This window comes from Sphingomonas bacterium (genome assembly GCF_903642285.1).
GTDB lineage: Bacteria > Pseudomonadota > Alphaproteobacteria > Sphingomonadales > Sphingomonadaceae > Sphingomonas.
This window is the reverse complement of sequence record NZ_CAHJWJ010000026.1, coordinates 32,193-44,608: the sequence shown is the minus strand read 5'-3', so window position 1 is coordinate 44,608 and position 12,416 is coordinate 32,193. Positions and strand designations below refer to the sequence as shown.

General features: G+C 68.0%; 9 protein-coding genes and 2 pseudogenes. 6 read left to right on the top strand and 5 right to left on the bottom strand.

What is annotated here, in order from left to right; all coding sequences use genetic code 11:
• Positions 1–729: amidohydrolase family protein (locus HUU99_RS12830; RefSeq protein WP_174286969.1), on the top strand; the 729-nt coding region annotated here is incomplete at its 5' end.
• 59 nt (positions 730–788) lie between these two features.
• Here the strand turns inward: HUU99_RS12830 and HUU99_RS12825 are convergent.
• From HUU99_RS12825 to HUU99_RS12810, 4 genes and pseudogenes are all read right to left on the bottom strand, one after another.
• A pseudogene (locus HUU99_RS12825) lies at positions 789–1,393 on the bottom strand (carboxyl transferase domain-containing protein); the annotation flags it as partial.
• A 77-nt stretch (positions 1,394–1,470) separates the two neighbouring features.
• The gene (locus HUU99_RS12820) at positions 1,471–2,382 is read right to left on the bottom strand and encodes an SDR family oxidoreductase (RefSeq protein ID WP_254603181.1); all 912 of its coding nucleotides are present in this window, start codon (positions 2,380–2,382) and stop codon (positions 1,471–1,473) included.
• Positions 2,383–2,411: 29 nt separating this feature from the next.
• Entirely contained in the window at positions 2,412–2,825 is a 414-nt protein-coding gene (locus tag HUU99_RS12815; protein ID WP_174286967.1) for a MaoC/PaaZ C-terminal domain-containing protein, read from the bottom strand.
• An 11-nt stretch (positions 2,826–2,836) separates the two neighbouring features.
• On the bottom strand, positions 2,837–3,334 hold the full coding sequence (locus HUU99_RS12810; protein ID WP_174286966.1) for a MaoC family dehydratase N-terminal domain-containing protein: 498 nt from the start codon (positions 3,332–3,334) through the stop codon (positions 2,837–2,839).
• 312 nt (positions 3,335–3,646) lie between these two features.
• Here HUU99_RS12810 and HUU99_RS12805 point away from each other — a divergent pair, with 312 nt between their 5' ends.
• The 4 genes and pseudogenes from HUU99_RS12805 to HUU99_RS12790 all read left to right on the top strand — a co-directional run.
• On the top strand, positions 3,647–4,840 hold the full coding sequence (locus HUU99_RS12805; RefSeq protein WP_174286965.1) for a lipid-transfer protein: 1,194 nt from the start codon (positions 3,647–3,649) through the stop codon (positions 4,838–4,840).
• A gap of 28 nt (positions 4,841–4,868) precedes the next feature.
• Positions 4,869–6,389, top strand: coding sequence for an acyl-CoA synthetase (locus HUU99_RS12800; protein ID WP_302479989.1), 1,521 nt, complete (start codon positions 4,869–4,871; stop codon positions 6,387–6,389).
• Positions 6,390–6,404: 15 nt separating this feature from the next.
• Positions 6,405–7,529 carry an acyl-CoA dehydrogenase family protein gene (locus tag HUU99_RS12795; protein ID WP_174286975.1) on the top strand — a complete coding sequence of 375 codons (1,125 nt, stop codon included), beginning with the start codon at positions 6,405–6,407 and terminating at the stop codon, positions 7,527–7,529.
• Positions 7,530–7,546: 17 nt separating this feature from the next.
• Positions 7,547–8,252 (top strand): annotated as a pseudogene (locus HUU99_RS12790) (SDR family NAD(P)-dependent oxidoreductase); the annotation flags it as partial.
• On the opposite strand, the gene HUU99_RS12785 reads toward HUU99_RS12790, so the two are convergent.
• Complete coding sequence (locus HUU99_RS12785) at positions 8,247–9,737, bottom strand: M23 family metallopeptidase (RefSeq protein WP_368039963.1); 1,491 nt, start codon at positions 9,735–9,737, stop codon at positions 8,247–8,249. The pseudogene HUU99_RS12790 and the gene HUU99_RS12785 sit on opposite strands and share 6 nt — an antisense overlap.
• Positions 9,738–9,934: 197 nt before the next feature.
• Here HUU99_RS12785 and HUU99_RS12780 point away from each other — a divergent pair, with 197 nt between their 5' ends.
• Positions 9,935–12,412, top strand: coding sequence for a helicase-related protein (locus tag HUU99_RS12780; RefSeq protein ID WP_174286963.1), 2,478 nt, complete (start codon positions 9,935–9,937; stop codon positions 12,410–12,412).
• The last annotated feature ends 4 nt before the right edge of the window (positions 12,413–12,416 follow it).

Here is a 12,416-nt window from a genome sequence, read left to right as displayed (position 1 = left end):
CGTCGCTACACGATCACCTACGATGCGCTGCCGAGCGCCTACCTCGCCATGCTCGCCGGCAACGGCATGGCGCGCGGTGTGCTCGTGCAGCCGAGCTTCCTCGGCTACGACAATTCCTTCCTGCTGGACACGATCGGGCGACATCGCGCGATGCTGAAGGGCATCGCCGTCGTACCGGAAACCTCGACCGGCGCGGAGTTGAGCCGCCTCGCCAGGAAAGGCATCGTCGGCGTTCGTCTCAACCTGATCGGGCAGCCGGACCCTGACCTCGCGTCCGAGCGGTGGCGGGACCATCTCCGTCGCGTTGCTTCGCTTGGCTGGCAAGTCGAGGTCCAATGCGAGGCTGCCCGGCTTCCGCGCCTCCTGCCACAGCTGATGCGCAGCGGCTCCCCCGTGGTCCTCGACCATTTCGCAAGGCCGGATGCAAAGCTGGGTGTCGACGATCCTGGCTTCCGTTATCTCCTGAAAACTGCCCCATCCTCTCGGCTTTACGTCAAACTGTCTGGTGCGTATCGCATCGGCGATGCGGTGGCTGACGCAGCCGCTCCGCTCCTGCTCGATGCTCTGGGACCGGACCGACTCGTTTGGGGAAGCGACTGGCCCCACACCCAGTTTGAGAAGGTGGCGAGCCCCCACCAAGCGCGCGCCGCACTGGATCGCTGGGTACCGGACGTATCGGCCCGGAAACGCATCCTGAACGATACGCCACTTAGGCTGTTTAGCTTCTAGAATCGGATGACGTTATGCTGATGCGTAACCGGCGTTAGCGAGGTAACTGGTGCATTCGTTGTGACGGTCTTGACCACGTCCGGGCCCGTCACGAACATATAGGACGAGTCCTTCACCCTGAAGATGAAGTCCGTCATTGCCGGCGAATACACCGCGCCGCCCGCGCACGGCCCATGATGAGGCTGAGCTGCGGCACCACGCCCGAGGCGAGCACATTGCGCTGGAACACCTCGGCATAACCGCCCAGCGACGCCACGCCCTCCTGGATGCGCGCGTCGCCCGAATCGTTCAGCCCGATCCCGGGCGCGCCGACGCGCAGCGCCATGTCCATGATCTTGCAGATCTTGCCCGCGTGCCGCTCGGACAGCGAACCGCCGAACACGGTGAAGTCCTGGGAGAACACGAACACCAGCCGGCCGTTAATAGTGCCCTAGCCCGTTATCACGCCGTCGCCGGGGATCACTTGATCGGCCATGCCGAAATCCACCGCGTTGTGCTCGACGAACATGTCGAGTTCCTCGAACGAGCCTTCGTCGAACACTACGCCGAGCCGCTCGCGCGCGGTCAGCTTGCCCTTGGCGTGCTGCGCCGCGATGCGCTTCTCGCCTCCGCCGATGCGCGCGGCCGCGCGGCGGCGTTCTAGCTCGGCAATAGTTGAGGAAATGGCTTGCTCCGTCGCAGGCGAGGACGGGTGTTTAGCGGTTCTGTCGGGACCGCCGCGCGGGCTTCGGGCGGCGAAGTTCACTGCTTCGCGAGCGCCACATCATGACCGACACGCTCCTTGATACCCAGCTTGGACTCGCCCACCGACGTCGCGTGACGCGAGTTCTCGAACGAGGTTGCCTCGTCCCAGTGCGCCGCAAGTTCCTCGGCCGTGTAGTCGTTCTGGAAGAACACGCCTTCGGTCTGCTCCCATCGCGTCTCGCAGACCCAGCCGCCGCCGACCTCGAAGATGCGCCCCGTTACAGTCGAGTCCTCGTGGCAGAGCAACACGACGGACGGCGTGACGTATTCAGGTTTGAGGACGTCCACCACTTCCTGCGGCAGCGCCGTCGCGGTCAGTCGCGAACCCGCCGTGGGTGCGATCGAGTTGACCAGGATGTTCTTGGACGCCCCCTCGATCGCCAGCGTCTTGCCCAGCCCGACTAGGCCGAGCTTCATCGCCGAATAGCTCGCTTGGCCGAAATTACCGTAGATGCCTGCGACCGACGTGGTCATGATCACGCGGCCGAAGCCGGCGTTGCGCATGTGCGGCCAAGCGGCCTGGGTCACGCGCAAGGAGCCGAGCAGGTGGACGCGGTAGATCAAGTCCCAGTCGGCTTCCTGCATCTTGGCGAAAGAGGCGTCGCGCAGGATGCCCGCGTTGTTCACGACCACGTCGACCCGCCCGTAGGCGTCCATCGCCGTCTCGACGATACGGCTGCCGGCCTCGACGCTGTCGGTGTTCGCTACCGCCTCGCCACCCGCCGCCTTGATTTCGTCCACGACCTGCTGTGCGACCGAGCCATCCGCGCCACCGCCGGCCGCCGCTCCGCCTAAGTCGTTGACGACCACTTTGGCACCGCGCCGCGCGAAGTCGAGCGCGTGCGAGCGGCCAAGCCCCTGCCCGGCGCCGGTGACGATGACGACGCGATCGTCGAAGCGAAAATCCATGCCCATTTCCTCGGTCGATGGTGAAGTGTTCAGTCGAGAGCGATGATTGCCTCGCCGGTGAGCGTCCGGCGCCCGTCCTGCGCGGTCGCGGTCACCGCGACGCGGGCGCGGCGCTCGCCGTCTGCCTCGAAGCACTCGGTGACCTCGCCGGTGCAGGTGACGAGATCATGCACCTGCGTCATCGACACGAACCGTGCGCCGAACGACCGCAGCCGATCAGCCCCGGCCCATTCGGTCGGCACCCGAGCCAGCACGCCGAAGGACAGCATCCCTTGCGCGAACACGTCGGTCATCCCGGACGCTTTCGCCATGTCGCTGTCGATATGGATGGGATTGTGATCGCCCGAAGCGCCTGCGTAGAGGGCGAGCGTCGCCCGCGAAATGGGGCCGAAGGTGATCGTCGGAAGCTGGTCGCCGACGGTCGCGTCTAATGGCGTGGTCATCGTTCTCGTCCTCAGCCCAGCCGGTGAAGGAGGTTGCGCGTCGCGCGCACCAGCACGCCGCGATCGGCGTGCTCGATCGAGGAGCGGAGCGTCACGAACTCCATCGCGCCGCCCTTCTTGTCGTAGAAGTCCACCACGGTCGTGGTCAGCGACACCTCGTCGCCCGCGAAAATCGGGCCTATGTATTCGTAGCTCTCGTCCCCGTGCAGCAGGTAGCGATAGTCGCACCCGATCCGGTCGAACGTCGAAGGCTGGCCGGTGCGCTTCAACTCGTCATTCGCCGCCGCCTCGATCACCATGTAGAATGAAGGCGGCGCGACCAGGTCGGGATAGCCGTTCGCGCGCGCGGCGTTCACGTCGATGTGCACGGGGTCGGTAATGCCCAGGACCTGCGCGAAGAACTGGATACGGCCGCGCTCGATCGGGACGAACACGGGCGCGACAGTCAGCCCCTTAGTGCTGCGATCGAACAGCCCGCGATTGGTCGCAGCGACTGCGTTGTCTGACATCGATTTGCCCTCTCCCCACTGCCGACACGTCGCGCGACTCGGTTCGGCCCGTCTGTCGTTCAGCGCCTCTCTGCGTCGTGAGAGCAACGGTGCGGTCCGACGGCCTAGCCGTCCAATGCCTTCTTGAAGGCGTCCATTCCTTCCGCGCATGGGAGCGGTTAGCCGAGCGCGGCGGGCATGAGGGTGCTCTCCCTGCCATGCCCTTCGGGAATGGTAATGATGTTGAATGACTTTGACACCGGCCATCACCCCACCGACGTAGCAGACATTCCGGGCGGCTCGAGGTCGCGAAACGGACGTAGGAGAGCGACAATGGCTGGTTACGCGCGCGAAGTGCTGGTCGCAGGCGTGGGGATGATCCCCTTCACCAAGCCGGGGCAGAACCCGCCCTATGACGAGATGGGAAGCGACGCGATCCGGCTCGCGCTCGAGGATGGCGGCGTCACGTTCGATGAGGTCGAGCAGGCCTATGCCGGCTACGTATTCGGCGAGAGCTGTTCGGGCCAACGGGTTATCTACAAGGCGGGGATGACGGGCATCCCGATCGTCAACGTCAACAATAATTGCTCCACCGGCTCGACCGCCCTGTTCCTCGCGCGGCAGGCGGTGGAGAGCGGAGCGGTCGAGTGCGCGCTGGCGGTCGGGTTCGAGCAGATGCGCCCCGGCGCGATCGCGCCGATCTTCTCCGACCGCATCAGCCCGTTCGAGGATTTCGACAACGCCTGCTCGGAGCTGGTCGACGTCGACCTGCCGTTGGCGCTGCGCTATTTCGGCGGCGCGGGGCAGGCGCATATGAAGCGCTATGGCACCACGCTCGCCGATTTCGCCAAGGTCCGTGCCAAGGCGAGCCGTCACGCCGCGCGCAACCCGCTCTCCGTGTTTCGCAAGGAGATGACGGAAGAGGAGGTGCTCGCGGCGCACGTTATCTGGCCGGGCGTGATGACGCGGCCGATGGCGTGTCCGCCGACCTGCGGCGCCGCCGCGGCGGTGCTGGTCTCGCGCGAGTTCGCGAAGAGGCACGGGCTCGATCCCCAGGTGCGCATCGCCGCGCAGGCGATGACCACCGACACGCCGGACACGCTCGGCTCCAAGGACATGATGATGCTGGTCGGCAGCGAGATGACGCAGCGCGCCGCCAAGGCCGTCTATGAAAAGGCGGGGATCGGGCCGGAGGACATCGGCGTCGCCGAGCTGCACGACTGCTTCGCGCATAACGAGGTGATCACCTATGAAGGCTTGGGCTTTTGTCCCGAAGGCGGCGCGCAGAAGTTCATCGCCGATGGCGACAACACCTATGGCGGCCGGGTCGTCACCAATCCGTCGGGTGGGCTCCTCTCAAAGGGCCACCCGCTCGGCGCGACAGGCCTCGCGCAATGCTACGAGCTCAGCCACCAGCTGCGCGGCACGGCGGACGACCGACAGGTCGAAGGCGTGCACCATGCGCTGCAACACAACCTCGGCCTCGGCGGCGCGTGCGTGGTGACGTTGTACGAGAAGGCGGCCTGACCGCTTCGGACGGCGGGAGACCAGGAGAGTGACCGCGACGCCGTCCTTCGCTGATTGGGGCGGCAAGCCCGCCATCGTCATGGGCACCGGCGGCGTCACCACCTTCGCCGAGCTGGAAACGGAATCGAACCGCTTCGCGCGCCTGTTCCGACGTCTAGGCTTGAACGCCGGTGACGTTCTGGCGGTCTGCGTCGAAAATCGTCCGGAGTTCCTTCAGGCCGCCTGCGCCGCAATGCGGTCCGGCCTGACGTTCGTCCCGATCTCGGCCAAGCTGACGGCGGCCGAGATCGCCTTCATCGTCGTTGATAGCGGCGCAAAAGCGCTGCTGACCTCGCCCGGCATCGGTGACACGTTTCCCACATTACCGTCGTTGCTTACCAAGATTACGCTCGTGTCGATCGGACCGGCCCGCCCGGGCTTCACGTCCTGGCCGGACGAGCGGACCGACTTGCCGGCCGCGCCGATCGCGGACGAGGCGGTCGGGAGCGAGATGCTCTACTCCTCCGGCACGACCGGCCGTCCGAAGGGCATCCGCTATCGGACGAGGCCTGGCGAGGCGGCCGGCGTCACGGAGTCTGTGCTGTCGGCCTTTCGGATGCTCGACGTCGATGGGGGCGTGATCTATCTTTGCCCGGCGCCGCTCTACCATTCCGCCCCCTACGGCTGGTCGATGGCCACCCTGCTGCTGGGCGGCACCGTCGTCGTCATGGAGCGGTTCGATCCCGAGGAAGCGTTGGCGTTGATCGAGCGCCACCGCGTCACGATCAGCCAGTGGGTACCGACGCACTTCGTCCGCCTGCTGAAGCTGCCCGACTCGACCCGGGCGCATTACGACCTGTCGTCGCTCCGGCTCGCGGTCCATGCCGCCGCGCCCTGCCCCGTGCCGGTCAAGCGAGCGATGATCGACTGGTTCGGCCCGATCTTGCTCGAATACTTCGGCAGCAGCGAACAGACCGCGCTGACGTTCATCGGCTCGGCGGAATGGCTGGAGCACCCGGGCTCGGTCGGCCGCTGCGTCTTCGGGACGCTGCACATCTGCGACGACGCGGGCGAGCCGGTGGCGCCAGGCACGATCGGCCAGATCCATTCGGACGGCGCGGCCGACTTCTTCTACCACAACGATCCGGTAAAGACCGCGCGGGCGCGCAACGGGCGCGGGTGGAGCACGGTCGGCGACCTCGGCTACCTCGACGAGGATGGCTATCTGTTCCTGACCGACCGCAAAGGGTTCATGATCATCACGGGCGGGGTCAACGTGTACCCGCAAGAGATCGAGAACCTGCTGGTCACGCATCCGCGGGTTGCCGACGCCGGCGTCATCGGATTGCCGGACGCCGACCTCGGCGAACGGGTCACGGCAGTGATTCAGCCGCTCGACATGGCCGACGCGACGCCAGGTTTCGCGCGAGAGCTCGACGCCTGGCTGCGACGCCAGCTGTCGAGCGTGAAGGCGCCCAAACGGATCATCTTCCGGGCCGAACTGCCGCGGCTGCCGACAGGCAAAATGGTGAAGCATGTGTTGCGTGAGCAGGTGATGGCAAGCGAGTGAGGACGTGACGGAATGATGTTGAACGAGACGCAGCGGGCGGTGCGCGACACCGTCCGCGAGTTCGCGCAGGAGCGCATCCGGCCCGCGTCGCAATCCTTCGAGCGCGCGCACGGCTATCCGGACGGACTGTTCGAGGAGCTGGCCGGGCTTGGCCTGATGGGGATGACCGCGCCCGAGGCCCATGGCGGTGCGGAGAGCGATTATGTGTCCTACGCACTCGCGCTGATCGAGCTCGCCGCGGCCGACGGCGCCCTCTCCACGATCGTGTCCATTCAAAACAGCTTGCTCGTGTCCGGCATTCTCCGGCTCGGGACGCAGGAGCAGCAGCGGCGCTTCCTGCCCGACCTGATCGCTGGCCGAATGATCGGGGCGTTCGCGCTGACCGAGACCGACGCGGGCTCGGACGCTGCTGCGATGCGCACGCGAGCGACCCGCGCCGACGGCGGGTGGGTGCTGAACGGCGCCAAGCAGTTCATCACGTCCGGTCGCATCGCGGGCCTGGCGATGGTGTTCGCCGTGACCGACCCGGCGGCGGGCAAGCGCGGCATGTCTGCTTTCCTCGTGCCGACGGATCGGCCCGGCTACTCAATCGACAAGGTCGAGCACAAGCTTGGCCAGGCGGCGTCCGACACCGCCGCGATCCGCTTCGACGGCCTGTTCGTCGAAGACGCGCTCATGCTCGGCGGCGAAGGCGAGGGTTACCGCATTGCATTGGCCAACCTGGAGGCCGGGCGGATCGGGATCGCCGCGCAGAGCGTCGGCATGGCGCAGGCCGCGCTGGAGATCGCGGTCGGCTACGCCAAAGAGCGCCACAGCTTCGCGCGGCCTATCATCGAACACCAGGCGGTCGGCTTCCGGCTTGCCGATCTGGCAACCCGGCTGGAGGCGGCGCGCCAGATGACGCTCGCGGCGGCGGCGATGAAGGACGCGGGAGAGCCGTGCCTGACGCAAGCCTCGATGGCCAAATTGTTCGCCTCCGAGGCGGCCGAGGCGATCGTGTCGGGCGCGATCCAGACGCTTGGCGGCTACGGCTATCTCGAGGAATACGGCCTCGCCAAGATCTACCGTGATGTGCGCGTGTGCCAGATTTACGAGGGCACGTCCGACATCCAGCGCATGGTCATCGCGCGCGCCCTCTGAACGAAGGAACCAAGAACATGGACATCAACGGCATGGCCGCGGTGGTGACGGGCGGCGCGTCGGGCCTGGGCTTGGGCACGGCAAAGCGGCTCGTGGCGGCGGGTGCGAAGGTGACGTTGCTCGACGTCAACGCCGACCTCGGCGCGAGCGCCGCCGCGGAAATCAAAGGTCACTTCGTCCGCACCGACATCACCGACGAAGGCGCGGTCGACGCGGCGCTGGGCGAGGCGGAAGCGACGAACGGAAAAGCGCGCATCCTGGTCAACTGCGCCGGGATCGGACCGCCGGCGAAGGTAGTGGACCGTGACGGCCGCGCGCTGCCGCTCATCGATTTCAGCCGGATCGTGACGGTCAACCTGCTCGGCACCTTCAACGTGCTGTCCAAGTTCGCCGCGCGACTGCACGACTCCGATCCGATCGGCGAGGAGCGTGGCGTCATCGTCAACATCGCGTCGGTTGCGGCGTTCGACGGGCAGATCGGTCAGGCCGCCTATGCCGCGTCCAAAGGGCGGGGTGGTCGGCATGACGCTGCCGATCGCGCGCGAGCTCGCGCGCTACGGCATCCGGGTCGTAACGATCGCGTCGGGGCTGTTCCTGACGCCGCTTCTCGCCTCGCTGCCGCAGGACGCGCTTGGGTGCCAAGTGCCATTCCCCAGTCGGCTGGGGCAGCCCGACGAGTTCGCACGGCTGGTGGAGGCCATCATCACCAATCCCATGCTAGATATTTGGTCCCGGCTTCACCGCCAGCAACCCGGCCACATGCGCCTTGAACGCCCGCAATCGCGCGCCCGTCAGTTGCGCGGCGCTGTCGAAGGACAGCCGCCGCGGATCGACCGAGACGCCGCCGCGCCAGACCTCCCAGTGAAGGTGCGGACCCGTAGACATGCCGGTCGAGCCGACATAGCCGATCACTTGCCCGCGGGCGACATGGCTGCCGGGCGACACCGCGATCCGGCTCATATGGCCATAGCCGGTCTCCAGTCCGCCGGCATGCGCGAGCTTGACGAAATTGCCGTAGCCGCCTGCACGGCCGGCGAAGGATACGGTGCCATCCTTCACCGCATAGATCGGCGATCCATAGGATGCGCCGATATCGACGCCCTTGTGCAGCTTCATGAAGCCGAGGATCGGGTGCATCCGCCACCCGAAGGTCGACGTGATATGCCCCGCGACCGGGGTGCCCATGCCGCGGCGTTCGCCCGTCCCGGCGGCGTCGAACCAGCTGGTCCTGGCGTCATCGCCGTCGCCGTCGTCGCCCGACCAGCGAACGAGCTGGACCTTTTTCGATCCCTGATCGATGCCGGCGAACAGCAGGTCGCCGATCCGCGTCTCGCCGGTCGCGGCGCGCGCGCGGGCGATGACGAGGTCGAAGCCGTCCGCCGACGAAATATCCCGGCCGACCGACATCCTGGTGGCGATCGCCTTGATGAACGCCTCGACCGCGCGCGCCGGTGCCCCCGCGGCACGGACCGAACGATAGAGGCTGGCACCCACCAGCCCCTGCAGGCGAAGCGGGGTGTCGTCGACGGCGATCGGCTGGCGCGTCATCGTCAATCCCTGCGCGGCGCGGCCGAGCGTCAGCGCGAGATCGAACCGCGCGCGCAGCGAGAGTTTCTCCAGCGGCCGCGCGACACGCTTGTCCGCGCGCCGGCCGAGCGTCAGCGCGATCCGCGTGCCGGTCACCAGTTCGCCGGGCGGCACCGCCTGCGCCACCAACCGCGCCGCGGCGTCGGCATCGAGGCGCCCGACCCCGGCGCGGACCAGCGCGCGGTCGAGCGAATCGCCGTCGCCGAGCGTCGCGGTCAGGTCGATGCTGGGCCGCTCGGGAGCCTCGGCCAGCGGACGCACGAGGTCGTTCGCCGCCATCCGTCGCCCGGTATCGCCACCCCAGGCGAGCGGCGCGATCCCCTGCGCGCGCGCCTCGTCCCATTCGGACGACGTCATCGGGGCAGGCACCGCCGCCGGAATCGGCCGATGCAGCGGCGGCGACAGGACCCAGGTCGCGGTGCACAATGCGGTACAGGTCGCGAGCCCGCGCCACCAGTCGCGCGTCCCGACCTGCATGCCGAGGTCGGGCACCCAGTCGACTCCGCGCGTCCGGTCGCCGAGCGTGCGCCAGCCCATGACGGGCAAACGGTCGATTGCCGGGCGACCGAACCCGCGCGCGGCGGTGCCGCCGGCGAGTTCGAACCCAGATTCGTTACGCAAGAACAAGTCGGTCGCGCTCCGTGGGAACGTCGCCGATCCCCCCGGCGCTGGTGCCGACCTATTGCGGGGTAAACGATAAAGTCAAATTAACCCTGGCCGTCCGCGACTCCGCGTGCGGCGGGACGTTTCGCCCACACGCCGGTTCGTTTCGCGCCGAGCCATTGCGCGCGCGCCCGCAAAGCCCGATGTTCGCATCCATGACCAGCCGCGATACGGGCACCGTCACCGCGGTGCTGGGGCCTACCAATACCGGCAAGACGCACCTGGCGGTCGAACGGATGTGCGCGCATTCCAGCGGCATGATCGGCTTCCCGCTCCGCCTGCTGGCGCGCGAGGTCTATGACCGGGTGGTGCGCGAAAAGGGCGCGTCGCGGGTCGCGCTGGTGACGGGCGAGGAAAAGATCGTTCCCCCCGACGCGCGCTGGTTCCTGTGCACCGCTGAATCGATGCCGCAACACGAGGTCGCCTTCGTCGGCATCGACGAAGCGCAGCTGGGTGCGGACCCCGAACGCGGCCATGTCTTCACCGACCGGCTGCTTCGCGCGCGTGGGCGCGAGGAGACCATGATCCTTGGGTCCGAGGCACTGCGCCCGGTCGTGAAGACGCTGGTGCCCGAAGCGGAGATCGTCGGTCGACCGCGTTTCTCCACGCTGAGCTATGTCGGCGCGAAGAAGATCAGCCGCCTGCCCAAACGCTCCGCCATCGTCGCGTTCAGCGCGGAGGAGGTCTATGCGGTCGCCGAGATGCTTCGGCGGCTGCGTGGCGGCGCGGCGGTGGTGATGGGCGCGCTGTCGCCGCGTACCCGCAATGCGCAGGTCGCGATGTTCCAGGCAGGCGAGGTCGATTATCTCGTCGCGACCGACGCGATCGGCATGGGGCTGAACATGGACGTCGCGCATGTCGCGTTCGCGTCGCTCAGCAAGTTCGACGGTCGGCGGCAGCGGCGGCTGACCACGCCCGAGATGGCGCAGATCGCCGGCCGTGCGGGGCGGCACCAGCGCGACGGGACGTTCGGCGCGATCGCCGAAGAAGGCCCCGGTGCGTTCCTGCCCGAAGAGGTGCTGGCGATCGAGGAACATCGCTTCCCCCGGCTCGATCACCTCTATTGGCGCGACGGCGAACCCGATCTGTCGAGCATCGACGCGCTGGTCGCCGGCCTGGAAGCGCGGCCCCCCGCCGGCATGTTGCGCGCCGCGCCCGAGGCGATCGACCTGTCGGTGCTGAAGCGGCTGGCGGAGGAAGGCTGGGTCCGCGACCGCACGCGCGCGCCGTCGATGGTCGCGCGATTGTGGGCAGCGTGCGGCGTTCCCGATTTCCGCAAGGTCGGGCTCGATCCGCATGCCCGCTTCGTCGCGCGGCTGTTCGGGCATTTGAGCGAGGCCAACGGCCATCTGCCGCACCAATGGTTCGCGGACGAAATCGCGCGACTGGATACGGTGGCGGGCGACGTCGAGGTGCTGGCGGGGCGGATCGCATCGGCCAGGACCTGGGCCTATATCGCGCAGCGTCCCGACTGGCTTGCCGACCCGGCGCATTGGGCCGATCGGACGCGCGCGATCGAGAACCGGCTGTCCGACGCGCTTCATGCGAGCCTGACGCAACGCTTCGTCGACAAGCGCACCACCGCGCTGCTCCGCCAGATCGGCGCGGATTCGTCCGCGTTGCCCGTCGTCATCGGCGCGCAAGGCGAGGTGATGGTCGAGGAGCATGTGATCGGGCGGCTCGATGGGTTCCGCTTCACCGTCGCGGGCGATGCGCGCGCGGGCGACAAACGACTGTTGCTGGCGGCGGCGGAGAAAAGACTGGCCGGCGAACGGCGGCGGCGGGCCGAAGCGTTGCTGGCGGCTCCGGACGACGCGTTCGTGCTGGACGGTGGCGATGTGCGCTGGGCCGGGCACGTCGTCGCGGCGGTCGCGGCCGGCCCGTCGCTCGTGCGCGCGAAGATCGCGCTAGACCGGTCGCTCGACTGTCTCGACCGGCCGATGCGCGACAAGGTCGACGCGCGGCTGACCGGATGGCTGTCGGCGCTGCTGGCGAAACAGCTTCCCGCGCTGGTGGCACTCGGTGCCGCAGCGCGCGACCGGCAGGCGAGCGCGTCGCTTCGCGCGGTCGCGGCGATGCTGGAGGCGGCGGGCGGGATCGCGCCCCGGCTGGCACACCGCACGGCGATCGACGCGCTGTCGATCGAGGAGCGGCGCGGGTTGCGGCGAATGGGTGTGGTGATCGGTGCGCTCGATCTCTACGATCCGCGCCTGCTGAAACCACGCGCGGCGGGGTTGCGGCGGATGTTGATGGGCTTGCGCGGGGCAGCGCCGGTGCTGTCGCCCGACGGCGCGACCGTCCTGCCGCGGGGCGCGGCCGCACCCGATGCGGGGTTCCGTCCGCTTGGGCAGCAGGCGGTGCGGATCGACCTGGTCGAACGGATCGCGCGCGCCGCGCATGATGCACGGCAGGGCCGCGCGCCGTTCGCGCCCGACGCGGCCTTGTCGACGTCGATCGGGCTCGAACCCGCGACGCTCGACCGGCTGATGACCGAATTGGGGTTCCGCGCGGTGGCGGGCGAAGACGTGCCGCGCTGGATATGGCGCGGACGCCCGCCGGCGAAGCGCGCGGCGGTGACGCATGATCCCGACAATGCCTTTGCCGCGCTCGCGAGTCTCCGGCTGTATGGCTGAGGGG

Excerpts from the sequence above, each read along its gene's own strand:
- HUU99_RS12805 (WP_174286965.1), top strand. The coding sequence starts at position 3,647 with ATGGCTGGTTACGCGCGCGAAGTGCTGGTCGCAGGCGTGGGGATGATC.
- HUU99_RS12810 (WP_174286966.1), bottom strand. The coding sequence starts at position 3,334 with ATGTCAGACAACGCAGTCGCTGCGACCAATCGCGGGCTGTTCGATCGC.
- HUU99_RS12795 (WP_174286975.1), top strand. The coding sequence starts at position 6,405 with ATGTTGAACGAGACGCAGCGGGCGGTGCGCGACACCGTCCGCGAGTTC.
- HUU99_RS12780 (WP_174286963.1), top strand. The coding sequence starts at position 9,935 with ATGACCAGCCGCGATACGGGCACCGTCACCGCGGTGCTGGGGCCTACC.
- HUU99_RS12820 (WP_254603181.1), bottom strand. The coding sequence starts at position 2,382 with ATGGATTTTCGCTTCGACGATCGCGTCGTCATCGTCACCGGCGCCGGG.
- HUU99_RS12815 (WP_174286967.1), bottom strand. The coding sequence starts at position 2,825 with ATGACCACGCCATTAGACGCGACCGTCGGCGACCAGCTTCCGACGATC.